This window comes from Winogradskyella algicola (genome assembly GCF_005869935.1).
Classification (GTDB): domain Bacteria; phylum Bacteroidota; class Bacteroidia; order Flavobacteriales; family Flavobacteriaceae; genus Winogradskyella; species Winogradskyella algicola.
The window spans coordinates 776,451-802,367 of record NZ_SZQF01000001.1 but is presented as its reverse complement, the minus strand read 5'-3'; the positions used below and the strand labels follow the sequence as shown (position 1 = coordinate 802,367).

The following is a 25,917-nucleotide window of genomic DNA, read 5'->3' as shown; positions in this document are numbered from 1 at the left end:
AGTATGTACAACAATGTGCCTTACAAAACTAAGCAATTCTTCTTTGTGCTGATTAAGTTAAGCATTGTTGTTGGTGCATTTTATTTTATTTATTCAAAACTCACCGAAAATGGGCAACTTCATCTGAGTGATTTTATAGCTTTTTTGAAAGAAAACAAGACTTTTTCAACAATAAACATCATTTTTTTAGTCATTTTAAGTGGTTTTAATTGGTTTTTTGAAATTTTGAAATGGAAAACTTTAGTTAAAACTATTAAATCAATTTCTTTTAAAGACGCTTTAGAGCAAAGTCTTGGTGGTCTAACAGCATCGCTAATTACACCAAACCGAATTGGCGATTATGGTGCAAAAGCTGCCTACTTTACCAAAACCTATAGAAAACGTGTTTTACTACTTAATCTCTTGGGTAATATTGGGCAAATGACCATAACAACCCTTTTTGGTGTTATAGGATTAGTAATTTTTATTAATCGCTATCAACTAGAAGTTGATTATTATAAAGTCGTAAGATTTGGTGCTTTAATTTTATTAATATCTGTTTTTGCTATTTTCGGAATGAAGTATAAACGCTTTAATATTAGAGGATATTCTGTTAATCAAATTATAGATTATATTAAAAATATACCATTAAAAGTGCAAGTAAGTAATATTATCTTATCACTATTACGATACCTTATTTTTTCATTTCAATTTTATTATCTGTTAACAATTTTTGAAGTTAACCTCAGCTACTATGACGATATGGTTGTTATCACAAGTATGTATCTATTAGCTTCTATAATACCAACAATTTCTATATTCGATGTTGTAATAAAAGGAAGTGTGGCTGTTTTTTTATTTAGTCATATTGGTGTAGATGAGCTAACCATTTTATGCATTGTTTTAATTATGTGGATAATAAATTTTGCCATCCCTAGCGTGCTTGGCAGCTATTTTGTTTTAAATTTTAAACTCCCTAAAACCAAAGCATGATTTCTACAACACTCATAACAATTGTAATTGTCTATTTAATTTTTATAGTTGGTTTCATCTATGGTTTTGACAAGGTTGAAGATTTTGAGCTTCAGGATTTAGAACCAAAAACTAAGTTTTCTGTTGTTATTCCTTTTAAAGATGAGGCTGAAAATTTACGTGAACTATTGAACTCAATACATAGGTTGAATTACCCTAAGACAATGTTCGAAATTATTTTGGTTGATGATGATTCTAAAGATAATTCAGTTGAATTGATCCAAAACGTTCTCGATACATCACGAAAAAAGCGTGATACTCGAACTGACATCATTAAGGTTATAAAGAACAATAGTGTTACTAATTCCCCAAAAAAAGACGCTATTTCTACAGCAATCAAAATCGCAAAACACGATTGGATTATTACCACAGATGCAGATTGCGTTTTACCAAAATATTGGCTAGACACTTATGATGAATGTATTCAAACTCACCAACCAAATTGTATTGTTGCTCCAGTGACTTACAATGATGGCAGTTCCTTTTTAAAACGTTTTCAAATACTTGATGTTTTAAGTTTACAAGGTGCTAATATTGGTGGTTTTGGTCTTAAACTTCCTTTTCTATGTAATGGTGCTAATTTTGGGTATAAAAAATCTATATTTCAATCCGTAGATGGTTTTAGTGGCAACGACAATTTGGCTAGTGGCGACGACATTTTTCTACTTGAGAAATTCAAAAACGCTAATTCTAAAAAAGTCTTTTATTTAAAATCTGATAAAGCCATAGTAACTACAAAACCTGTTTCAAACCGCCGCACTTTAATTCAACAACGATTACGCTGGGCTTCTAAAACAAGCCATAATCCTAATTGGTTTTCAAAGTTAGTTGGACTCGTTATTTTTTTAGGAAATCTTGCTTGTATCACAGTACTTCCGCTTTTATTTTTTGGATTCATACCAACAAGAATTGTAATTGCTTTATTGGTAATAAAATTCAGTATTGATTTTCTCTTATTATTTAAAACCTCACGTTTTTTTAAACAAGAAAACGTCTTGTTTTCATACATTTGGTCTTGCCTAATTTATCCTTTCTTTAGCGTATACATTGTTGTACTATCGCTTTTTAAGCCATACAAATGGAAAGGTAGAACTTTTAAAAAGTAACCATTTCTTAAGATATTTTTAATAGCTTTACTGAAACCAACACCTGTAATGAGTAGTTGATATACCGCAAATCACTTAAAAACGAACAAATGAAAAAAATTCTTTTTGCAATACTGTTCTGTCTGGCTTTTCAGTTGAATTATAGTCAGGAAACCTACACCGTTAATGGTGAATCCTTAGAACTTAAAACCGAAATTAACGGCAAACTCGATTTACTTTGGAATGTTATTGATGGTAAATACCGTTATTTTGTTAAAACTGAAGATGGCAGTATTACTGAACTGAAGAATACCAAAGACGATAATAATGATTATCAAGAAGAATATAAATCTACACTTAGCAGCCTTACCAATGGCATACCTACAGACAAGCTAAAATTAACGCTTTACAGCCTTAGGAACTATATAGACAGTTATAATGCTTCTGTAGATTCTAACTACACTTCTACGAGTACTGAAAGTAGTGTTCAGTTTAGACTTGGGTTTTCTGGTGGAATTACAAATAATCCATTTGTTGGTAATCCTGATAACACTAAAACACCAATGCTTGGTGCTGAATTAGAAATTTATGAAGCTAATGTTTTACCAAGACACTCTGGTTTTTTGCAAGCTAGACACGCTTTTGAAAGTGATGATTTTCCTTACAGTACTACAGAATTTTCGTTAGGATATCGTTACAGATTTATAAACAAGGAAACATTTTCAATTTATGGACAAGTAAAATTAGCAACACTCAACCTTTCTAATGTTACATTCCTAAACGAAAGCGATATGGAAATTGAATCAAGCGAAACCTCGTTTGACATTCCTTTTATTTTTGGTGTTGGCTCTGATATTAAAGTAGGAAGTAACAGTTATATCACTATAATTTATGGTGAGTTATTTGCACTTCTTTTAGACAACCAAGGAAACTTCTCCACAGATATTGCGGTTGGTTATAAATTCAACTTGTAAAATGAGCCTAAGAAATTTTAAAACCTCTAACCCTGTTTTTAATGGTTATTTTTGGGATGATGGCAAATCATCTTCAAAAACCATGTCTGTTGCTGGTATTTTCTTTAAATCCATGATTGGTATTTTAGTTATTGCTGCTATTACAGGATACTTGTGGAAACTTAACGAAGCCGGAACTCCAATGCGCTGGTTTACATTAGGTGGTATGTTAGGCGCAGTAGTTGTGAGTGTTTTAATTTCTGTAAGGCAAAACTGGGCACATATTTTAGTACCGCTTTACGTTATTGCCAAAGGCTTTTTTTTAGGTGGCTTTTCGTCTTATGCACACCGAAATTTTCCTGAATTACCATACCAAGCTATTGGAGTAACCATCATTACATTTTTTGTAATGCTTTTGCTATATCAATTTAGAGTTATTGTTGTAACCAAAAAGCTACGAAGTGTTATAATTACTGCCACAATAAGTATAATGGTTACTTATCTTATTTCTTGGATATTGAGCTTTTTTGGTATAAAAACCTACATCAGAGGCACCTCTTGGTTTGCCATTGTCTTTAATATTTTAGCAGCTATTGTTGCATCCTTTGCACTGCTTTTAGATTTTGATTACATAGAGCGTTACAAAAATAGAGCACCAAAATACAAAGAGTGGTTAGCTACTTGGGGACTTTTAGCAACGCTTATTTGGTTGTATGTAGAAGTGTTGCGATTGATGCAGAAATTGGCGATACGGTTTTAGTTTTTCTCGCTATGGCGCAAAGACGCGAAGTTTTTTCTGTTTTCATCTAATTGATTTACAACCACTAACTACTAACAAACTAATCTATCTTAACTATAACAGGCAACTCAAAAGCTGTTGTAACTTGCTGTCCTCTTTTTATAGCAGGAAATATTTTTGGTACACCTTTTAAACTTTGACGCAATAAACTATCTATATGAGGAATTTGATATTCGGTTTCTGGTTTTAAGGTAATATCTTCTATTTGTAAAAGTCCTTTGTTGTCAATGATTAATTTTAATCGAATGGTATCATAAACATCTTCTGAAACTATGATGTTCTGACTTCCTAAATACTCATTAACGTGCTGTAATAAGGTATTCTGAAAACAAACCCTACTATCCTCTTTAGTTGTCATAGCCTCACAATTATCGAAAGTTGGATACGTGTCTACATCGTTCCAATTGAAGGTTTGTAATTCTTCTTCGAGTAAATCTTCTGAATTTACTTTTTGCTTCTCAAAATAGTCGCAAGCGGTTAGCAGAAAAATTAACAAAAAACAAGCTAGTCGGTTCATTAGCACATTTCTAATAGCGAAATGTACAATATTTTTAGGATTTACACTTCTATCTACTAAATACCTGGTTAAATATAGCTTAAGTTATATTTCTTAATTCAAAGTTATTGGCAGAGAAAATGCAACAGCAACCACCTCACCTTTTTGACGACCTGGTATAAATTGAGGTAATAAGCTTAGAACTCGTTTTGCTTCTTCTTCTAAAACCTTACTAGCTGCTCTGGCTTGAATTCTGGTTACATTACCATCTGTATCTATTAAAAAACGTGCAAAAATTCGCTTTTTCTGTAGCTCCATGTTCTTCTCTACATTTGTATTGAAATGCTTTTTAACATGAGCATTAATAAACTCATTGAAGCATTGCTTTTTTTCTTCTTTTGACATTAAACTTTCACAATCTTTATATGATGGTACTTCATCCACAGCACTAAATGGAACTTCTATCACTTCGACTTTATCTTCTTCTGTAAGTAATGGTGAATCAATAACAAAGGTAGTTTTTCCATCAGTAACAATAAGCTTTTTGTAATATGAATCTGTTTCTAGTTGTTTCATTAAATCATCAAAGCGTTTTTGTTCTTCTTGGGTTTTGTTTGACATATTCTCAACAAATAGTTTTAATGATCCATTTTCTGTGTAAGATTCCCACTTTCGTTTGGCCTCATCTGTTTTTTTCCATTCTAAATAACCCTTATAGTTTTTACGAGGTAACTCTTTCATTTTATCATAAGAAACAATATCTTCATCTGATAGGGTACCTTCGGCTTTTTTTCTTTTTAGCATACTATCTGCTATATACCTCACAAAAGCAATTGCTTTTAAATAATCTTCTCTAGATTCAATATATTTATCTAGAGATTCTTCTGCACCTACACCAACATATTTAGCTATTTCTTTAAAATCGACTTTCTCTTCTTCCATTTTAACAATCTCATTGTAATAAATCTCTAGAAGTTCTTCATCTGTTAACTCCTGATCCATTTCTGTTTTAATATCAGATTTTTCTTGTGCTTTAACTTCTGTTGATGTATAAACCAACATTGCAAATATCACAGGAAGTATAAGTGCATATTTAAGCAAACTCTTTTGGCTAGATTTTGATTTTTGTAACATAACAATTCGTTTTTTGATTAATGATTTTTTAAAAAATGTATTGGTAAAAGACAACGTGTTAGTGTCTAATATTTGATGTAACAAACTTTGATAATAATTAGACTTACCTTGATGTTTTACAGCGTTGGCATCTGCAATAAACTCGTGCAATTCTTTAACTCTATTTTGGTAGATATAAACCAAAGGACTAAACCAAAAGAGGATTCTTAGCACTTCAAAAAATAACAGATCTAAACTGTGTTTTTCTCTAACATGAACCAATTCGTGTTGATATATGGTGTCCTTCTCGGAACTTGGTATATTATCTCCTAAAAAGACGGTGTTAAAAAATGAAAAAGCAGCTGAACTTTTAAGAAGATTAACAACAAGGACATCTCCCTTCCAGCGCTTAGGATTATTGTTTTTTATAAAATAGAGTTTTGCAATTTTTACCACAAACATTAGTACTGCTAATACCATACCGATGTATAACACTATTTGCCATATTGGTAATTGTGAATTTGTAATGGCAGCTTCATTTATTTGTCCGGCCAAATATGGATTTGCATTGATGCTTGAACCGTCACCAATAAAGATTTCTGGCAGTCTTATTACGGTTTCTTGGGTTGTAACTTTTCTTAATTCTGGAAGTTTTACAAATGGTAACACAATAGAAAAAACCGATGTTAGCAATAGATAGATTCTGTTATAATTAAAAAAGGTTTCACGTCTTAAAAACAAGTCATAGACTAGCAGAAAAAGTGTTTGAAACAATACAATTTGAATGATGGAGTACAACATAATTACTTCTCTTTATTAATTTCATTCAGTAAACGCTCTATATCATTAATATCTACATCATTCTTTTTCACAAAAAAAGACACCATACTCTTAAAAGAGCCTTGAAAATAATTGTCTAATAACTTATTTATAGACTGGTTACTATAAGCTTCTCTTGCTACAATCGGGAAATACGTGTGACCTTTACCCTCCTTTTCATAATCCACAAAACCTTTAGACTCTAAAATCCTAACAATTGTAGACACAGTATTATAAGCAGGTTTTGGCTCTGGCAAAACCTTAATTATAGATTTTACATTAGCCTTTTTTAGCTGCCAAAGGGCTTGCATTATTTCTTCTTCTGCTTTGGTTAATTGTTTCATGTGTTAATATTTATTTTTTTCAAAGGTCACATGGAACACCCAATTAACATTCTGCTGTGTGCTTAAAGTTTGATAATAGGTGTTTCATTGAACTAAGTTTTTATTTGAATATCAAAACAAATATAACTAAATATTTAGTTTAAACTAATCTTTTAGTTAAAAATGTAACTAATGCATAATTTGTACGTCATATAACTGAACGTAACGATTTTATATGGAAATTTTTTTAGTTTCAGTTGGAGTAATCCTAATGATTTTAGGTGTTTTAGGAAGTTTTTTGCCTGTATTACCTGGTCCACTTACGAGTTGGTTTGGACTCTTAGTTTTACATTTTACTGAAGGCGTACAACTCAGTAATACATTTTTAATCGTTACGCTATTATTCGCCATATTTATTTATGTGTTAGATTATATTATACCTGCAATTGGAACAAAACGTTTTGGTGGTAGCAAAGAAGGTATGATTGGCACTACACTAGGTTTGGTTATTGGACTTATAACTCCTATTCCATTTGGAATTATTATAGGTCCTTTTATTGGTGCCTTAGTTGGAGAAATGGTTCACAGAAATGATATTAACAAGGCGTTGAAGGCAGCTTTTGGCTCATTCTTAGGATTTATAGCTTCTACATTCTTAAAATTTATTGTCACAGTAGTTTATTTAGGCCTTTTTATAGCCAAACTAACGGAGCATAATGCGAGTTGGTTTTAACAAAAAAGCAAGAAAAAAACCTAGTCGTAAAAAGTACAACTAGGTTTAATTTTTCTTGCTATTAACTCAACAATTACTTAAATGAGGGATTAATTAATTCTTGTTGACCTGTGGTAAATGTATAATATCATTTTAGTTTTTTGTTGTGGTAAAACCATAGACTTGTTGCGGAAAAACCGTAATTTCTAACTATACCAATAGATTCAAACGTTTTTTTAACCTCGTGAATACACCTATTTTCTTTAATATTTTTACAAATACCCTTTTTCTCTTGCTTCTTGAAGCAATGTTTCGTCCTTTCCATCTGCAACAGAAAACAATAATTTCAGCTGTTTTTTACGCTTTTCTATAGCACTGGTTGACAGAGGAATATACTCACTTAAGCTTTTGGTTTTTATTCCTTGTGACAGGAGGTGTAGAATTTTTCTGTTAATGTCATCGACATAAATTTCACTGGTAATTGTCTTTTTTACGTAGTTACTTACAGTACTACTGTAATACGGAGGGTATTTGAGAATTTGCTGAAAAGCATCGGCTAATTCCATGGAGGTTAAATCGCTCTTTATGAGAAAACCATCTGGATTTATCTCTTTTATAATGTTATGAATTCTAAAGGATTCATTGAACATTGTAAGAATTATAATTTTGGCCTCTGGAAGTACTTTTTTTGCTAGAAGTGCCAAATCTTCGCCTGAAGCATATCTTCCATCTTCTGATGGAGGCAGGCTAATATCAAAAAAAAACACATCGTAAGGTGTGCCTTTAGCTGCTCTATTAATCATTAATTGTGCAGTATCGCAATTATTAGCTGTATCGATAAGTAAGGTTTGGTCGTCGTCCTTTGTGGCCATTAACACGTTTTGGTAACCCTCAATAATTATAGGGTGATCATCTACCATTAAGATGTTAATATGTTTCATCTTCTTGTCTCTCGTTTTTAATAAGACACAGGCAATTCATCAGCAAAAGGTTTATTTAATTTTAAAACTTTTATACTTATACTGATTCATGTTCATGTCGATTGGTTATTGTAGGGAATCTTAACATTAACAGTTGTACCATTTCCTGATTGAGAAGTGAAGGTGATTTTTCCATTAATATCTTCAACACGAGATGTCATGTTCTTTAAACCAATACCTTTTTTGCTTTTCGATGTATCGAAGCCCTCTCCATCATCAATGATGTCTAGGCAAATTACATCATTTTCTAAAGAAATACTAATTTTTATAGCTTTAGCATTGGCGTGCTTGTAAATATTTTGCATAGATTCCTGAATGATTCTGTAGATATTAATCTTTGTTTTATTTGACACAGAATCCCAGCTGATATCGTCGGTATAGTTAAAGTCATAGGTTAGGCCATAAGCCTTTGTCTGGTTTTCAATTAGTTCTGAAACAATATCCATAAAACCAGAACCTGAAACAAAATCGGTATTTAACTCATGAGAAATCTTGCGGATGTCTTCTTCAATGGTTTTTAGTTGACCAATGTAATTGGCCCTAGTCATCATTGCTTCTTTACCATCCTTAAAGTTTATGCTATCTAAACTAAGACGCGTGCCAAACAATCGTCCCAAAACACCATCGTGTAATTCTTCAGAAATTCTTTTCTTTTCTAATGTTCTGGCTTCATCTACTTTATCCTGTTGGCTTAACATTAAGTTATAAATATCCTCGTTGGCTTTTTGTTGTACTTGTATAAGTTTTAGTTTTCTATTTTTAGCGCGTTGGGAGATAACTAAATACACTAAAACCGCAGTAAGCAATAATCCTGCTGATAGAATGAGAAGATAAAAGTTTTCTTTGGAGATTTGTTCGTTTTCAGCTTCTAATTGGTCAGTTTCGTATTCTATTCTAGCGAATTTATTTTTATTTGCTCTTTCTAGATAAAGTAAACTGTCTGAAAGCCTAATATGTTCATTTAAGTACTTAATACCTTCATCACCCTCTTTAATTTTAGAAAGAGTTACTAAAGACTCTAATATTATTTCTGTAGTAGAAAGTTCTTTCCCTAAATCATAAGCTTCTTGTGCATAATTTAATGCTGCTGTCTTATCGCCTTGTGCCAAATAGAATTTAGCTATATTTGATGCTAAGCTCATTTTGGTATAGCTATCATCAATACTTTCACTTAAAGTATAGCCTTCTTTAAAAATACCTTCTACTTTTGCATAATCATAATCGCCAGATATAAACTTTGTGTAAGCCAAATTATCTAATAAAGAAGGATAAAATTTTGGGTCTTCTAGATTATATTTTTCTTTATCTGAAATTAGATTTTCAAAAATCATAATAGCTTCATCATAATCACCTAACAACCTGTACACAATAGCTTTGTTATGTAGTGAGTATACCTCATTCAGGTATCCACTCTCTTTCCTATTAGCAATCTCAATAGCTATATCATAATATTCAAGAGATTTTTCATAATTTTTTAATTCTTTATTAATTATAGCCAAAAGATTATTTGCTATCCACAAGTCGTCCAAAACGATCTCGGTTTCCTTTAGGCTTTCTAATATTTTTATTGCCTTTATTGCATTTACTTCAGAATTTGTAAAATCATTTTCTTCTTCAAAAATATCAGCTATATATAAGTAAGAATTAGACTCTAAGTAAGTATTCTCAGTTGGAGAAAAGTATTTTAAAGATTTTTTGTAGTAAAAATATGAACTGTCATTTTTTAGCTGATATCTATATATTGATCCTAAATTTGTTGTTGCAACAACTACGGCAAAAGAATCATTTAGCTTTTTAGCTAACTCTAAATTACTTTTATTAATAGAGATGTAGTCAGAATCCATATCTAGCTGATAATAAACCATTGATAGAATTCTATTTGCACGAAGAATTAACGAATCATTTTCTGTCTCTTTCGCTATTTTAGAAAGCTTTTTAGAATACTTGAGGCGCTCTAATTTCGGTAGCTCATCATCAAGAGATAATTGCGTTAGAGAATCAATTATTTCTTGATTGAATTTATGCTCTTGTGCATTCAGACAAAAACATGTGAAGAGAATGAAAGGAAATATAAAATGATTTTTATAACTCAATATAACTTTAGTTTAATGAATATAAAATTATATTAAATTATTAAATAACAAAGCTAGACTTACATCAAATATAAGACTAGCTTTGCAGTAAACATCTTCTTAAGTCTTTAAGGACTTAGAAACGATTTAGATATTTGACTTTTTCTTTAATTTCTTTTTGTCTAACACTACTAGATTTTTATTGCTGTAATCTTTATACGTTGGCTCACCTTCATTAGAAACAACCTTATCAGATTGCACACCAGACACAGTTAACAAAGCAACAGCTACTAAAACTAAAGTAATTTTTAGGGTTTTCATAAGTATCAATTTAGGGTTAAATAGTTAACATTATATTTTGCAGCGATAATCGCTACGACGAGGGAAGGGAATGGATAATTAACTATTATAAGGTTATCACCTTAAATTGTACTAAAATAAAACGAGGGACGTTTTAGTTATGTGTTTAATGAATTAAAATTCTTGGAAGTTGAATTTGAGGGCTTTCAAGAGTTTACAAATATATAAGTATTTGCCATACATACAAATAAATCACCGACAAAACGATATAAAATATCGTTTAAATGCATTTCTAGTGTTGAAATCCTGTTGAAAAGTAGATATTTCTCTATAGCTAGAAGTGCTTAAAAACAAAAAAGCATCCCGATTTTCTATAAGAAAAAAGGAAAGCCTTTCATTGGTAAATATCCAATTTTTATTGGATTTTTACTACGTCTCAGATATTACTCTGAGCACAACACAACGTCTTTTATACTAAAAAAGCTTCCTATTGCCAGAAGCTTTTTGCGGTCTGGACGGGACTCGAACCCGCGACCCCCTGCGTGACAGGCAGATATTCTAACCAACTGAACTACCAGACCGTTGCATAATTGCGAGGGCAAATATACACTGTCTTTTTAATTCCGCAAACAAAAAATAAAAAAATATTTACCACTCTAAATAAATTTTTGACGCTCAATCATATATGTAGTAAGTATTTGATTAAAACCTTGTCTTATATCAGCCTCAACATACTTTATTCTATACTGCCCACATTTTAACCTTAAGGTTTTGAAGTACTCACTTACAGCCTTTTCATAATTCTCCTTAATATTATCTGGGTATAAGTTAATAAACTCACCTGTCTCGATATCGATAAATCGTTTTGGTCGATTGTCGAAATCAAAGGTCAGCTCCTTGTCCCTATCAAATACATGAAAGAGCACAACTTCATGTTTATTATACTTTAAATGCCTTAATGCTTCAAATAATTTTTCATCATCTTCTGAGGTTTGAAACATATCCGTACACACAAAAATTAAAGAGCGTCTATGAATCTTTTCTGCAATTTGATGCAAATACATATATGTCTCTGTACTCTTTGATTCTGGTTTTGACACTACAGCCTCACTCAGTTTACTTAATAACATTTGGTGATGGCGTTCACTTCCTTTCTCCGGTGCATAAAAATCATAAGCATCACTGTAAATACTTAAGCCAACGGCATCACGCTGTTTTTTTAAAATATGCATTAAAGATGCGCAAGCTAAAGCAGAAAAAGCAGATTTATTAAGGTTATCTATTGTTGTACCAGCAGATTCTGGATAGTGCATAGAAGTACTATTATCTAAGATGAGATGACATCTTAAATTGGTTTCTTCATCATAGCGCTTAGTATACAATCTATCAGTTTTGGCATATAGCTTCCAATCAATATGCTTGGTGCTTTCACCTTGATTGTAAATCTTATGTTCAGCAAACTCTGCCGAAAACCCATGAAACGGACTTTTATGCATCCCAGCAATAAAGCCTTCAACAACTTGTTTTGCTAAAAGTTCAAGGTTTTTAAAACCACCTGCTTTGTTTAATTCTTGTTGTAAATTCAAAATATCTTATTGCAAATCTTTTATTCATCTATCATTTCGAGCGCAGTCGAGAAATCTCTACTGCAGACATCTCGACTGCGCTCGATGTGACAGAATACTTTGATTAACATAATACCGAAACTAAAAAAGGTTTGTCGTAAAGACAAACCTTTTATCATTTCTTTTTGAAAGTATGTTTACAAAAGTGCATCGATTGCTTCAGCGTAAGCGTTTTTTGGTGCTACACCTACTTGGCGACCTACAACTTCTCCATTTTGAAATACTAAAACCGTAGGGATATTTCTTACACCATACTTAGCTGCAAACTCTTGGTTAGCATCTACATCTACCTTACCTACAACAGCTTTACCTTCGTATTCTGTAGATATTTCGTCGATGATTGGCCCAACCATACGACATGGTCCGCACCAAGCTGCCCAAAAATCTACCATTACTGGTTTATCACTTTTTAATACTGTTTCTTCAAACGTTGCATCTGTTATTTCTAATGCCATAATATCTAATATTAATTTAATTCTACTTTAATTACACAAAATTAGTCAAAAATTCTGCCAAACCTTACAATGCTTGTATTTGTTTTGATTATACATTTATTGTTTAGGCTTATACTAATTTAGCTTGTACTTTACATCAAGACCTTTTAACTCATTTAACAACTCTTGCGAAATATTAACTTTCTGAATTCTACTAGGCATAGTGAGTTTTAACTTTTCAGAATTATCGTAAACCGAAAAGTTCAAACTCTTAGTCCCTTCATGCATTCTTATTAAATCTTGAAGCTTTAAAATCGTGTCTTCTTCTAAATCATGAATATTTAATTGGATAGATAATTTTCTTGCATACGTTTCCATAACATCATGCAATAATTGAAAATTATTAAACTGAATTCTAGGATCTCCTTTTTGACCTGTTTCTCTATTAGTCCAACCTTCGCGCACAAAAGCTCGCACATAGACAAATGAATTTACCACAAAGAAATGTCTAAACTTTAGATAATCCTCCCCAAAAATTCTAAATTCATAACTATCTGTATAATCTTCGATGGTAAATAATGCCCAGCCTTTGCCTTGCTTACTTACACGATGTTGCACGTCTGTAACAACACCACCAAAAGTAATTTCTCTGTTAACAATTGCTTCTAAATCATTAAAAACAGAAATTGTACCATTACAGAAATTCTTCATTTCAATTTTGAAATCATCCAACGGATGACCAGAAATATAAATACCAACCACTTCCTTCTCTCTTGAAAGTTTTTCCATCGTTCCCCAATCTTCACATGGTGGTACTTGTGGTTCTGCAATTTCTACTCCACTGGCCTCACCAAACAAACTCACTTGTGCAGAATTTTCGTTTTCTTGGTGTTTAGCGCCATATTTCATGGCCTTTTCTAAAAAGGTTATACCATCTCCATCATGGGCAAAATATTGAGCACGATGTGTATCTTCAAAACAGTCAAAACCACCAGCATAAGCTAAACCTTCGAATGACTTTTTATTTGCTGCTCTTAGGTCTACACGTTTGGCTAAATCGAAAATAGATTTGTAATTACCACCCTCTTTTCTATTCTCTACAATGGTTTTTACGGCTCCGTGACCAACACCCTTTATAGCTCCCATACCAAAACGCACTGCGTTATCTTGGTTTACCGAAAACTTATAGTAACTTTCATTAACACTCGGCCCAAGTACTGGCAAACGCATACGTTTACACTCTTCCATAAAGAAGGTTACGGACTTAATATCATTCATGTTGTTGGACAATACCGCAGCCATATATTCTGCTGGATAATGCGCTTTTAGATAAGCTGTTTGGTATGCAATCCAAGCATAACACGTAGAGTGCGATTTGTTAAATGCATAACTAGCAAAGGCTTCCCAATCCTTCCAGATTTTCTCTAGCTTTTCCTTGTCCATTCCTTTAGCAGCAGCCTGTTCAATGAATTTAGGTTTCATTTTATCTAGTACTGCCTTTTGCTTTTTACCCATGGCCTTACGCAACACATCGGCTTCACCCTTGGTAAAATCAGCCAGTTTCTGGGACAATAACATTACTTGCTCTTGATAAACCGTAATCCCATAAGTTTCCTTGAGGTATTCTTCCATTTGAGGTAAATCGTAGATAATCTCTTCTTTACCATGTTTTCTATTAATAAAACTTGGAATATATTCCATAGGTCCAGGACGATACAAGGCGTTCATTGCAATGAGGTCATCAAAAACTGTTGGCTTAAGATGCTTCATATGCTTTTGCATTCCTGGCGATTCATACTGAAAAATCCCAACCGTTTCACCTCTTTGGAACAACGCATAGGTTTCTTCATCATCTAACGGAAAGTTTTCAGGATCGAGTTCAATACCGTGTCGTGCCTTTACAATCTTAACCGTATCTTTAATTAAAGTTAAGGTCTTTAATCCCAAGAAATCCATCTTCAGTAATCCAGCACTTTCTACAACAGAGTTATCAAACTGCGTAACGTATAAATCTGAGTCTTTGGCTACCGAAACCGGAACATAATTGGTAATATCATCTGGTGTAATGATAACACCACAAGCATGAATGCCAGTATTTCTTACAGAGCCTTCTAAAACTCTTGCCTGGTTTACCGTTTCTGCCTGTAAATCTGAACCGTCTGAGATATTTAATAGTTGATTGACTTTTTCTAATTCTTCAGCTCTAAACTTGCTTGCTAATTCTTTTTCGCTCTTACCAAATATCTTTCCGAGTTTGGACATATTCGGAATTAGTTTAGCAATATGATCCGCTTCATTTAATGGCAAATCCAACACACGTGCCGTATCTCTAATTGAAGATTTAGCAGCCATTGTACCATAAGTGATGATCTGTGCCACCTGATTAGCTCCATATTTATCGATAACGTATTGCATAACGCGACCACGACCTTCATCATCAAAATCGATATCGATATCTGGCATACTCACACGATCTGGATTTAAGAAACGCTCAAAAAGCAGATCGTACTTTATTGGATCTATGTTGGTAATCCACAAACAGTATGCTACTACCGAACCTGCTGCCGAACCACGACCAGGACCAACGGATACATCCATTTTTCGGGCTTCGCGAATAAAATCCTCTACAATAAGGAAGTAACCAGGATATCCTGTATTTTCAATAACGCTCAACTCAAAATCGAGGCGTTCTGCTATTTCTGGCGTAATCTCACCGTAGCGCTTTTTAGCACCTTCGTATGTTAAGTGTCTTAAATAGGCATTTTCTCCGCGCTTACCATTATCTACTTCATCCTCTTGATGTTTGAATTCATCTGGTATATCAAAAGCAGGAAGTAATACATCACGAGCCAATTCAAACGGTTCAATTTTATCAACCACTTCTTGAATGTTCACAATAGCCTCAGGAATGTCTCTAAAGAGCGCTTTCATCTCTTCAGTTGACTTAAAGTAATATTCTTGATTTGGTAATCCGTAACGATAACCACGACCACGACCTATTGGTGTGGCTTGTTTTTCACCATCTTTTACACACAATAAAATATCGTGTGCATTGGCGTTTTCTTGTTCTACGTAGTAAGTATTATTTGTAGCAATTAGCTTTACATCGTGCTTTTGAGCAAATTGAATAAGTACTTGATTAACACGATTTTCATCTTCCTGATTATGACGCATCAACTCGATATACAAATCATCTCCAAAGGTGTCCTTCCACCAGATTAAGGCTTCTTCAGCTTGATTTTCACCAATATTCAGCACCTTGCTTGGCACCTCACCATAAAGATTTCCTGTTAAGCAAATAAGGTCTTCTTTATATTGCTCTATTAGTTTTTTATCAATTCTTGGCACATAGTAAAATCCGTCCGTAAAAGCTGCAGAAGACAGCTTTGCCAAATTGTGATAGCCTTTTTTATTCTTTGCTAAAAGAACAATTTGGTAACCGTTATCTTTTCGGGTTTTATCGGTATGATCTTCGCAAACAAAAAACTCACAACCGATAATAGGTTTTATTAGTTTCCCTTTCTTTTCTTCACCATTTTCTTCAGCCTCTTTATGCTTTGCTTTTACAGACTTGTTATGATTAGAAACTGCTTGAACAAAGTGAAAGGCTCCCATCATATTTCCGTGATCTGTTAGCGCAACAGCAGGCATATTTTCTTTTGCCGCTGCCGCTACTAAATCACCAATACTGATGGTAGATTGTAAAATTGAAAACTGAGAGTGGTTATGCAAATGCACAAACGCTGCATTAGCCAATTTTGCAATAGCTTCTTTGTTTGTGTGTGTCGGAGTATCTTGAGACTGCTTCTTTTGAAGCCTTGCATTCATCTTAGCGCTTTCGCGTTTAAGATTAAGGTGTTTTAGCCCAATTAGCTGAATTGGTTGCGGATTGGCTTCAGAAAATTTCTCAAAATAATCTGGTTGAACGTCTAACTGTTCTTTAGTGTATTCTTTTCGCCTTACTAATTCTAAAAAACAACGTGTCGTAGCTTCAACATCGGCAGTTGCATTATGCGCTTCGGCAAATGGTTGGTTGAATAAAAACTCGTGTAACTCTGTTAAGGTTGGCAGTTTAAACTTTCCACCTCTACCGCCAGGAATTTTACACAACTCGGCCGTATGCTCTGTACAGGTATCTAATACTGGTAATTCTTGTAGTTGGTTTGCGACACCTTCCCTAACAAATTCGGCTCCCATAATGTTGAGATCAAACCCAACATTCTGACCAACCACAAATTTAGTTTTCTCTAAAACAGCATTGAATTTTTCTAAAACTTCGGCAAGAGAAATACCTTGTTCTTCTGCCAACTCTGTAGAAATACCATGAATTTTCTCAGCATCATACGGAATATTAAAACCATCTGGCTTAACCAAATAATCTTGATGATCTATGCAATTACCCATAGCATCATGCAACTGCCATGCTATCTGAATACATCTTGGCCAGTTATCTGTATCTGTTATTGGTGCATCCCACCGCTTTGGTAAACCTGTGGTTTCAGTATCGAAGATTAAGTACATAAGTTACCTGTTTTAGACCTTGAAAAAGAGTATGAATTTGTCGTAAAAATAGCCCTTAAAATTACATAGAATATCGACTTACTTTAACGGAAGTTGTTAAGAGTTTTAAACATAAAAAAACCATGCATTTTGCATGGCTTTTTGCTTAACAATTTATCGTATTTACGAAACTATGTTTTCAAAATTTTCAGCACTTCTTATGGCTGTCTCTATGGCACTTTTTTGATTTTTAAGAGTATTGATTAGAGGTGAAGGCATTGCATGTCCAGAAATAACTTCATTATATTCCTTTAAACTTGTTTTTTCTATTCTTACAGTTTCTTGCAGCATAGCTTCTTCATCGTTTGATGAAAAAAGCGATTTAAGAGACATCCAATTTTGATGAAGTTCTCCTTTAATATTACCTGAATTTTCAGGTATATCTTTATTTTCCCAAACTTCGCTTCGTAGCTCCTTCACAAATCTTGCGCGTTCTTCTGCTCTAGATTTAAAAAAGTTTTTTATGTCAGCGCTGTCAACCTTTTCAATAGCCTTTTCGTAACTATCCTTGGCGTTCATATTCTTTTCTATAAGTTCGTTTAATTTATTTGATCTTTCTTTGGTATTGTTCATTATGTTTTGTGTTTTGTTTACAGTAGTTAATTTGATGCCTACTGATTTTGCATCTACTAGAGTTGTTTAGTCCAGTAATTTTTAAAATAAAAGCCATGAAAATCATGGCTTTTAGGGTCTTAATCTAACTTAAGATATTATGATAAGACTTCTTCATAAAGTTTTACTGAGTTGATAGCTGCTTCTATCGCGTTTCTTTGTTCGCGTAACAGCTCTATTAACCTTGATGGAAAATTGTTGTCGCTTAGCAACTCATTATATTCTTCTAAACTGGCCTTTTCACCTCTTAAGGCTTCATTTAAAATGGTCTCTTCATTATTGGAAGAGAAGGTGGCTTTTAAACTCATCCAATTTCTATGCATTATTCCTTTTAAGCTTCCCGAATCTTCTGGTATTTCACCATAAGTCAAAATTTCTGTTCTCAATTGGCGTGCAAATTTGGAGCGTTCTTCCGCTCTGTTTTTAAAGAAGTTTTTAACACTAACGTTGTCTACTTCTTGCATAGCATTAATGTAACCTTTTTCGGCGTCATAATTTTTTACTAATAATTCATTTAACTTGTCTGAAACTATTTTTTCGTACTTCATAATATCTTTAATCATTTTTTAATTTCAATAAGTTCTTTATAGATGCGTATTGTTTCACATCTGCACTTATAGTATAACATTCATACACCATGAAGTCAAGTTATTTAACACCATTTAATAGTCTTTAACAGCCTTTAACAAAAAAGCGCTATTTGAAAATTTCAAATAGCGCTTTTAATTTTACTTTTAGCTTTTTTATAACTGTAGATAATCTGGCACACCATCTCCATCTGCATCATCATTAGTTGGGTCTCCATCCATGTTGGCGTCTTCGTTTATGGTTAGTATACCATCACCATCATCGTCTGTATCTAAATAATCTGCATCACCATCTCCATCAGTATCTGTAAGATTACCATTACCATCTAATTGCAACTCTAAAGATGTTGGCACACTATCACCATCATCGTCGTCATCTAAGTAATTTGCTATACCATCCATATCTGTGTCGTCGTTGGTTAAATCACCATCGCCATTAAAATCTTCAAAAACATTAGGTACGCCATCTTCATCATCGTCACCACAATCCAAACTATCAATTTCAGCCTGAATTGCACCATCTTCATCTCCACAAAAATTAATCTGTTCTTGTAAGTAAACTTGATACTGCGCACATTTCTCAGCAAATTCACCCATGGTTGCAGTATTATACTGTACTTCAGCTTCGTTACGGTTATTAGTTGCTATTTCACAGCTTATTTGACAATTTCCTAAATCCTCAATCATTTGCTGAATAGAACCATCTAAATCACCACAATAGTCACGCTGAGTCATTAAGGCTTGTTCATAAGCATTACATGCCGTTTCGAATTCGGTGCTACTTACAAATCCATCTTCATTAACTTGCTGAGCCATTTCATATGCATTCAGAGCTGTTTCTGCTGCCATTTCTGTATCTGTACACGTTATAGGATCTGCGGGAATTGTTCCAGAAATTAAAGGCACTCTATAAAATACACCTCCATAAATTGGCCCATTTTGTCCTGTTACAGGATCCAAACCTATTTCACCCGTTAATCCTGTGAAATTAATTGATTGTGTCGCTGTCTCGTTAAAAGCAGTAAACCTAAATGTACCTGTAAATGTATTATTGTCAATTTCATTTAATCTTATTTCTCCATACTCTGGGTAAGAAGGCGGATCATCGTTAGGTCTAGGATTATTATTTGTTGAGTAAATAGTACCATCTGCAGCTGTAAAACGTGCTTCTATTGTATTTACATCCCCAAAGACGTAAACACCAACTGCAACTGTAGGTATTATCAACTCTAATGTTTCAATATTATTTGTACCGTAAAGTGTTAGGAATCCATTTTCATCAATACTCGCTGAGAAAGCTTTTGCTCTCCAAGATGTTCCATCTAAAGAACCCTGAAATGCTGGTGAGTTAAATTCAACTTCATCGCCACAGCTAAATACTGATAATAAGATAAGAGATAAGACAATTAATTTTTTCATTATTGAGCGGTAATTAATCTTTGTTTCAAATATAACGAAACAAGAATTCCAAAAGTATAATATTTTTTTATACTAGACTTACTCTCCGACAGCACTTTTGTTTAAAGTGATAATCTTTTAGTTAAAATGGCTAAAAAGCTTAAAAATTAAAAAATTGTATTATCTTTGCGCCCTCATTAATAACGGAGGTCGAGAACCTCACTAATTAATTATTATGCCTGTAAAAATTAGATTACAAAGACACGGTAAGAAAGGAAAACCTTATTACTGGATCGTAGCAGCGGATTCTCGCGCTAAAAGAGATGGTAAATACCTAGAAAAATTAGGTGCTTACAATCCAAACACAAATCCTGCAACAATAGACCTTGACGTAGATGGTGCTGTAAAGTGGTTAGAAAATGGTGCACAACCAACTGATACTGCTAAAGCTATTTTATCTTACAAAGGTGCTTTATTAAAAAAGCATTTAGCAGGTGGTGTTAAAAAAGGTGCTTTAACTGAAGAACAAGCGGAAGCTAAATTCAACGCTTGGTTAGAAGAAAAAGCAGCAAAAGTACAAGCTAAAGCTGATGGTTTATCTAAAGCAGATGCCGATGCTAAAGCTAAAGCACTTGAAGCAGAGAAAGCTGTAAACGAAGCTCGTATCGCAGCAAATGCTCCTGTAGTTGAAGAAGAAGTTGCTGAAGAGACAACTGCTTCTAACGAAGAAGAGTAAAAAATTTATTTTTATACTTTTAAACCCTGACATTCATCGTCAGGGTTTTTTATGCAAAAAACTTTCTTTTGCATAATGCTGAACTTGTTTCAGTATCTAAAACTTAAATGATATAGACCATAGAATAAATTCAGGTTGATAAATCATTAATTTGTTATGAAAAAAGAAGATTGTTTTTACTTAGGAAAAATTGTAAAAAAGTACAGCTATAAAGGAGAACTTTTAGCTAAACTAGACACAGATGAACCCGATCTTTATGAAAATATTGATGCCGTTTTTATGGATCTTAGAGGAAATCTTGTACCGTTTTTTATCGAATCTTCGCAATTACACAAATCTGATTTACTTAGATTAAAGTTTGAAGATATCGATACCGAAGCTGATGCTGAAGCTTTAATAAAATCTGAGCTCTACTTACCCTTAGACTTACTACCAAAACTAGAAGGAGATAAATTCTATTACCACGAAGTTATAGGTTTTACTATCACAGACAGCAATTTTGGCACTGTTGGAATTATAAAAGCTATTAATGATACTACAGCCCAAGCACTATTTGAAATTGACAGAAATGGTATTGAAATTTTAATACCTATGAATGATGAGTTTATAATTAAAGTAGATAAACCAAACAAAACCATAGAAGTTGAAACTCCTGAGGGGTTAATAGAACTTTATACAAGCCCATCCTAAATCCTTCTCAAAGGGAAGGACTTTCACTCTTATGGAAAAGCCTTTTAAATTCAAACAGTTTACAGTAAAACAAGATCGCTGTGCTATGAAAATTGGCACAGATGGAGTTTTATTAGGTGCATGGACTTCTGTAAAACATAATCCCTTTAGTGTTTTAGACATTGGTTCTGGCACAGGCATTCTGAGCCTTATGATAGCTCAAAGAAGTCATGCCGAGCAAATTGAAGCGATAGAAATTGATGATGATGCTTATGAACAATGCTCCGAAAACTTCGAGAATTCGCCTTGGAACGACCGCTTGTTTTGCTACCATGCTTCGCTTTTAGAGTTTGTTGAGGAAGTTGAAGATGCTTTCGATTTAATTATTTGCAACCCTCCTTTTTATTCCGAAGATTATAAAACCGAAAATAAATCCAGAGATTTAGCTCGTTTTAATGATTCCATGCCTTTTAAACATATTATTTACGCTGTAGCACATTTACTTACTGAAGATGGTTTGTTTTCAATAGTTATTCCCAGAAAAGAGGAAAAGGATTTTATAGCTTTAGCCAATACTATTGGCCTTTTTCCTGTGCGTATACTTCATGTTAAAGGGAATCCAGATGCTGATGTAAAACGTAGCTTAATTGAATTTAGTTATACTGAAAAAGAAACTGAAACTTCAGAATTAATTATTGAAAATGAACGTCATAACTACACTAAAGATTACATCAATCTAACAAAAGATTTTTATTTGAAAATGTAACGCTTCTGTTGGGCAATGAAATCGATTTCGTTACTTTTGTGAAACTTATAAAATAACAGCTTCTATTTTGATAAATCTTCAAGATTAGAAGTTATAAATATCATAATCAGAATGAAACCAGATTTATTTGAAGCTCCTGACTATTATAACTTAGACGAATTACTTACTGAAGAACACAAATTGGTTCGTGATGCAGCCAGAGAATGGGTAAAACGAGATGTTTCTCCAATAATTGAAGAGGCTGCTCAAAAAGCAGAATTTCCAAAATCTATTATTGGTGGGTTAGCAGAAATTGGTGCTTTCGGACCATACATTCCTGAAGAATATGGTGGAGCAGGATTAGACCAGATTTCTTACGGTTTAATCATGCAAGAAATAGAACGTGGAGATTCCGGAGTACGTAGTACAGCATCCGTGCAGTCGTCTTTAGTAATGTATCCTATTTGGAAATATGGTACAGAAGAACAACGTCAAAAATACTTGCCAAAATTAGCTTCTGGTGAGTGGATGGGTTCTTTCGGTTTAACTGAACCAGATCACGGAAGTAATCCAGGTGGCATGACGACCAATTATAAAGATATGGGAGATCACTACCTTTTAAATGGTGCTAAAATGTGGATCTCTAATGCTCCTTTCTGCCAAGTAGCTGTAGTTTGGGCAAAAAATGAAGAAGGACGTATTCACGGCTTAATTGTTGAGCGTGGTATGGAAGGTTTTTCTACTCCAGAGACACATAACAAATGGTCGCTTAGAGCTTCTGCTACAGGTGAGCTTATCTTTGATAACGTTAAAGTTCCTAAAGAAAATTTACTGCCAAACAAATCTGGTTTAGGCGCTCCACTTGGTTGCTTAGATTCTGCACGTTATGGTATTGCTTGGGGAGCGATTGGAGCAGCTATGGACTGTTATGATACGGCTTTGAGATATAGTAAAGAGCGTATTCAATTCGGTAAGCCAATTGGTCAGTTTCAGTTACAACAAAAGAAGTTAGCCGAAATGATTACCGAAATTACAAAAGCACAATTATTAACTTGGAGATTAGGTGTGTTGCGTAATGAAGATAAAGCTACATCAGCTCAAATCTCTATGGCAAAACGTAACAATGTAGAAATGGCTATAAACATTGCTCGCGAAGCCAGACAAATGCTTGGTGGTATGGGAATTACTGGTGAATATAGTATAATGCGTCATTCTATGAACTTAGAAAGTGTAATTACTTACGAAGGCACACACGATATCCATTTACTAATTACAGGTTTAGATATTACTGGCTTAAACGCTTTTAAATAAAAGAATACTATATTCTAAATATTAAAATGCTTCTCTTTTTTGGGGAAGCATTTTTAATTTTTAAGAATGCCGTATCTTTACTCGATAATCGAGATTTGAATGATTCAATTCTTGCGCTACAAAATCTGAATTTGTTTCTTATTAATAATTCGCAGGCTTGCTTCAAGGTCATTGATTTATATGAAGAAGTTGATAATTTACATATGTTTAATTCTTAGTGTACTTGGCTGCAACTCTAATGATGATGTTTTACCAAGATTACCTCAAGCCTATTCTATTTTATCGCTAGGTGACAGTTATACTATTGGGCAAAGCGTATGCGAAACCTGTCGTTTTCCTGAACAATTGAAAGATAGTTTAATCTCTAATTTTCCGGTAGAGGACACGTTCAATCTGCAAGTTATAGCGCAGACTGGATGGACAACTACAAGCCTAATAAATGCAATTGAAAATGAAAATCCACCAAACACCTTTAATTTAGTGACCTTGCTCATTGGTGTGAATAACCAATATCAAAATAGGCCATTCTCACTGTACGAGGAAGAATTTCCAATTTTAGCGAATAGAGCAATAGCATTAGCGCAAGGAGATGCAAGTAAAGTTATTGTAGTTTCTATACCAGATTATGCGTTTACTCCATTTGGGCAAGGTTTTGGGTTTTCGGCAACAACATCAGAAGAGATTGACCAGTATAATAGCTTTGCAGAAAACTATTGTTTGGCTAACGATATTAGCTTTGTAAACATTACAGATATTACAAGAGAAGGGTTAAATAACCCAGATTTGGTAGCACAAGACCAGCTTCATCCTTCTGAACTTGCATATTCTTTGTTTGTACAACGATTGTTACCTATTGCCACAGAAAAACTTCAATAAGTTTTACTACTTTAGACAAACAATTTCAATTATATGTCTTCAAAATCTAGATTAGATCGTGCTTACAAAAATGCGCATCGCATTAGTTTTGATGACGCTTCAAAATTCATTTTATTTAGTGATTGCCATCGTGGTGATAATAGCTTTGCAGACGATTTCGCTAATAACAGGAACATATATTTTCATGCACTAAAACATTATTATACCGAAGGTTTTAGTTATTGTGAACTAGGTGATGGTGACGAATTATGGGAAAACTTGTCTTTTGAATCTATACTCAACGCACACAAGAATGTCTATTTGCTCATGAAGCAATTTCATGAAGAAGATAGACTGCATATGATTTGGGGAAATCATGATATGGTTTATCGCGACCCTAAATATGTAGAGAAGACATTATCGACTTATTTTGATCCTAAAGTAGGCGAAGATGTTGAGTTGTTTTGTAATATAAAATATCATGAAGGTATTGTTTTAAAGCATTCTGAAACAGAACAGGAATTGTTTCTCTGTCATGGTCACCAAGCCGATTGGTGGAATTACTTATTCTGGAAATGGAGCCGGTTTATGGTTCGTATTCTTTGGAAGCCCTTAAATGTTATGGGAATAGCAGATCCTACAAGTCCTGCTAAAAACTACAAAGAGCTCATAAAAGTAGAACGCAGAACTAAAAAATGGATTGTAGAAAATAACAATTTAGTAACCATTGCTGGTCATACACACAGACCACGTTTCCCTGAGCCAGGTGATATTGCTTTTTTTAACGATGGTAGCTGTGTACATCCAAGAAGTATTACTGGTCTTGAAATTGAAAATGGAAAAATTTCTCTCATTAAATGGCAAATCGTCACTACTGAAGATGGTACATTAAAAATTGATCGTTTTTTGTTAGAAGGACCTACTCCTTTAATTGAATATAAGACATCTTGATATAAAGAAAAGATTGCCACATCCTGTGTCCTCACAATTACAAGTTTTATGGTCAGCTCTCTGGTGCCAGCTCCACCTCCAAACCTTCTAATTCTGGCGTAATTGGTATCTGGCAACCTAAACGAGAATTATCTTTTACATAAAAAGCTTCAGAAAGCATAGCTTCTTCGTCATCCTGCATTTCTGGTAATTCGGTATCACTTAGGACATAACATTGGCACGATGCGCACATGGCCATACCACCACAAACACCAATAGTACCTTCTGGAGCGAGTTCGTAAGAACGTACTACTTCCATAAGATTCATTGCCATATCTGTTGGCGCTTCAATTTGATGTGTTACACCGTCGCGATCAATGATAGTTATATTTATGTCCATAGTAATTAGTTGTTAGGAAATAGTAGTTAGTTTTTGATAGATTTGATTAAACCATGTAACATTTTAGAAATCTCGTTAGTCATTTCTATTAATTCTCTTGATTCATCTTGACTTAAGAAATTTAAACTAATAGATAAATATAACATTGACCTTACTTCACTATTCGATGATAAAGCTATATACAAAAATCTTGTGAAATCTGCATTCGAATTTCTATCAAAACCTTCTGCAATGTTATTAGAAATTGAAACTGACGCTCTTTTTATTTGATCTCTAAAAGAAAAGTCATTATTATCTTTGAAGACATTATAAATAGCAACAGCTAAAGCCTGAGACTTTTGCCAAACTAATAAATCTTCAAATTTTTGAACGGCCATTTACTAATTACTTTC

25 protein-coding genes and 1 tRNA gene are annotated in these 25,917 nt (G+C 33.5%); 11 read left to right on the top strand and 15 right to left on the bottom strand.

All coding sequences use genetic code 11. From position 1 onward, the window contains the following. The first annotated feature begins 3 nt into the window (after window positions 1-3). The 4 genes from FC091_RS03515 (at window position 4) to FC091_RS03500 (ending at window position 3,809) form a co-directional block, all read left to right on the top strand. A complete protein-coding gene (locus FC091_RS03515; RefSeq protein WP_138432886.1) occupies window positions 4-972 on the top strand; it encodes a lysylphosphatidylglycerol synthase domain-containing protein in 969 nt (322 codons plus the stop codon). Continuing rightward, window positions 969-2,117 (top strand): glycosyltransferase, encoded by a 1,149-nt coding sequence (locus tag FC091_RS03510; protein WP_138432885.1) that lies wholly within the window; start codon window positions 969-971, stop codon window positions 2,115-2,117. The genes FC091_RS03515 and FC091_RS03510 overlap by 4 nt, the downstream gene beginning before the upstream one ends. A gap of 89 nt (window positions 2,118-2,206) precedes the next feature. Beyond that, on the top strand, window positions 2,207-3,070 hold the full coding sequence (locus FC091_RS03505; RefSeq protein WP_138432884.1) for a hypothetical protein: 864 nt from the start codon (window positions 2,207-2,209) through the stop codon (window positions 3,068-3,070). A gap of 1 nt (window position 3,071) precedes the next feature. Next, on the top strand, window positions 3,072-3,809 hold the full coding sequence (locus FC091_RS03500; RefSeq protein WP_138432883.1) for a Bax inhibitor-1/YccA family protein: 738 nt from the start codon (window positions 3,072-3,074) through the stop codon (window positions 3,807-3,809). A gap of 79 nt (window positions 3,810-3,888) precedes the next feature. Here the strand turns inward: FC091_RS03500 and FC091_RS03495 are convergent, their stop codons facing one another. From FC091_RS03495 to FC091_RS03485, 3 genes are all read right to left on the bottom strand, one after another. After that, window positions 3,889-4,365 carry a hypothetical protein gene (locus FC091_RS03495; protein ID WP_138432882.1) on the bottom strand — a complete coding sequence of 159 codons (477 nt, stop codon included), beginning with the start codon at window positions 4,363-4,365 and terminating at the stop codon, window positions 3,889-3,891. A gap of 93 nt (window positions 4,366-4,458) precedes the next feature. Further along, the gene (locus FC091_RS03490; protein WP_138432881.1) at window positions 4,459-6,258 is read right to left on the bottom strand and encodes a M56 family metallopeptidase; all 1,800 of its coding nucleotides are present in this window, start codon (window positions 6,256-6,258) and stop codon (window positions 4,459-4,461) included. A 2-nt stretch (window positions 6,259-6,260) separates the two neighbouring features. Beyond that, window positions 6,261-6,620 carry a BlaI/MecI/CopY family transcriptional regulator gene (locus FC091_RS03485; RefSeq protein ID WP_138432880.1) on the bottom strand — a complete coding sequence of 120 codons (360 nt, stop codon included), beginning with the start codon at window positions 6,618-6,620 and terminating at the stop codon, window positions 6,261-6,263. 214 nt (window positions 6,621-6,834) lie between these two features. Between FC091_RS03485 and FC091_RS03480 the strand changes: the two genes are divergently transcribed. Next, window positions 6,835-7,332 carry a DUF456 domain-containing protein gene (locus FC091_RS03480; RefSeq protein ID WP_138432879.1) on the top strand — a complete coding sequence of 166 codons (498 nt, stop codon included), beginning with the start codon at window positions 6,835-6,837 and terminating at the stop codon, window positions 7,330-7,332. A gap of 251 nt (window positions 7,333-7,583) precedes the next feature. Here FC091_RS03480 and FC091_RS03475 read toward each other — a convergent pair whose 3' ends face one another. The 10 genes from FC091_RS03475 to FC091_RS03435 all read right to left on the bottom strand — a co-directional run bounded on the left by FC091_RS03475 (window position 7,584) and on the right by FC091_RS03435 (window position 19,900). Beyond that, a complete protein-coding gene (locus FC091_RS03475; RefSeq protein ID WP_138432878.1) occupies window positions 7,584-8,252 on the bottom strand; it encodes a helix-turn-helix domain-containing protein in 669 nt (222 codons plus the stop codon). A gap of 92 nt (window positions 8,253-8,344) precedes the next feature. Next, a complete protein-coding gene (locus FC091_RS03470) occupies window positions 8,345-10,384 on the bottom strand; it encodes a tetratricopeptide repeat-containing sensor histidine kinase (protein ID WP_138432877.1) in 2,040 nt (679 codons plus the stop codon). A gap of 126 nt (window positions 10,385-10,510) precedes the next feature. Continuing rightward, the gene (locus FC091_RS15165) at window positions 10,511-10,684 is read right to left on the bottom strand and encodes a hypothetical protein (protein WP_171032445.1); all 174 of its coding nucleotides are present in this window, start codon (window positions 10,682-10,684) and stop codon (window positions 10,511-10,513) included. A gap of 486 nt (window positions 10,685-11,170) precedes the next feature. After that, window positions 11,171-11,244 (bottom strand) — tRNA-Asp (locus tag FC091_RS03465). A 75-nt stretch (window positions 11,245-11,319) separates the two neighbouring features. Beyond that, window positions 11,320-12,249: a DUF58 domain-containing protein gene (locus FC091_RS03460; protein WP_138432876.1), complete on the bottom strand. Its 930-nt coding sequence runs from the start codon at window positions 12,247-12,249 to the stop codon at window positions 11,320-11,322. A 176-nt stretch (window positions 12,250-12,425) separates the two neighbouring features. Next, window positions 12,426-12,743, bottom strand: coding sequence for a thioredoxin (gene trxA / locus FC091_RS03455; protein WP_076618289.1), 318 nt, complete (start codon window positions 12,741-12,743; stop codon window positions 12,426-12,428). 114 nt (window positions 12,744-12,857) lie between these two features. Beyond that, a complete protein-coding gene (gene dnaE / locus FC091_RS03450) occupies window positions 12,858-17,243 on the bottom strand; it encodes a DNA polymerase III subunit alpha (RefSeq protein ID WP_138432875.1) in 4,386 nt (1,461 codons plus the stop codon). 162 nt (window positions 17,244-17,405) lie between these two features. After that, window positions 17,406-17,855, bottom strand: coding sequence for a ferritin-like domain-containing protein (locus FC091_RS03445; RefSeq protein ID WP_138432874.1), 450 nt, complete (start codon window positions 17,853-17,855; stop codon window positions 17,406-17,408). Window positions 17,856-17,992: 137 nt separating this feature from the next. Then, window positions 17,993-18,457 carry a ferritin-like domain-containing protein gene (locus FC091_RS03440; protein ID WP_232217152.1) on the bottom strand — a complete coding sequence of 155 codons (465 nt, stop codon included), beginning with the start codon at window positions 18,455-18,457 and terminating at the stop codon, window positions 17,993-17,995. Between the two features lie 180 nt (window positions 18,458-18,637). After that, the gene (locus FC091_RS03435; protein ID WP_138432873.1) at window positions 18,638-19,900 is read right to left on the bottom strand and encodes a DUF6252 family protein; all 1,263 of its coding nucleotides are present in this window, start codon (window positions 19,898-19,900) and stop codon (window positions 18,638-18,640) included. Window positions 19,901-20,114: 214 nt separating this feature from the next. Between FC091_RS03435 and FC091_RS03430 the strand changes: the two genes are divergently transcribed. From FC091_RS03430 to FC091_RS03405, 6 genes are all read left to right on the top strand, one after another. Beyond that, window positions 20,115-20,615: a 30S ribosomal protein S16 gene (locus FC091_RS03430; protein ID WP_076618300.1), complete on the top strand. Its 501-nt coding sequence runs from the start codon at window positions 20,115-20,117 to the stop codon at window positions 20,613-20,615. Between the two features lie 156 nt (window positions 20,616-20,771). After that, window positions 20,772-21,305, top strand: a complete 534-nt coding sequence (gene rimM / locus FC091_RS03425) for a ribosome maturation factor RimM (protein WP_138432872.1) — start codon at window positions 20,772-20,774, stop codon at window positions 21,303-21,305. A 31-nt stretch (window positions 21,306-21,336) separates the two neighbouring features. After that, complete coding sequence (locus FC091_RS03420) at window positions 21,337-22,050, top strand: tRNA1(Val) (adenine(37)-N6)-methyltransferase (protein ID WP_138432871.1); 714 nt, start codon at window positions 21,337-21,339, stop codon at window positions 22,048-22,050. A gap of 111 nt (window positions 22,051-22,161) precedes the next feature. Continuing rightward, window positions 22,162-23,340, top strand: a complete 1,179-nt coding sequence (locus FC091_RS03415) for an acyl-CoA dehydrogenase family protein (RefSeq protein WP_076618310.1) — start codon at window positions 22,162-22,164, stop codon at window positions 23,338-23,340. 180 nt (window positions 23,341-23,520) lie between these two features. Continuing rightward, entirely contained in the window at window positions 23,521-24,216 is a 696-nt protein-coding gene (locus FC091_RS03410) for an SGNH/GDSL hydrolase family protein (RefSeq protein WP_138432870.1), read from the top strand. Between the two features lie 33 nt (window positions 24,217-24,249). After that, a complete protein-coding gene (locus FC091_RS03405) occupies window positions 24,250-25,146 on the top strand; it encodes a metallophosphoesterase family protein (protein ID WP_138432869.1) in 897 nt (298 codons plus the stop codon). A 52-nt stretch (window positions 25,147-25,198) separates the two neighbouring features. Here FC091_RS03405 and FC091_RS03400 read toward each other — a convergent pair whose 3' ends face one another. Continuing rightward, entirely contained in the window at window positions 25,199-25,525 is a 327-nt protein-coding gene (locus FC091_RS03400; RefSeq protein ID WP_076618318.1) for a 2Fe-2S iron-sulfur cluster-binding protein, read from the bottom strand. A gap of 26 nt (window positions 25,526-25,551) precedes the next feature. Beyond that, entirely contained in the window at window positions 25,552-25,902 is a 351-nt protein-coding gene (locus FC091_RS03395; RefSeq protein ID WP_138432868.1) for a four helix bundle protein, read from the bottom strand. Window positions 25,903-25,917: the final 15 nt, after the last annotated feature.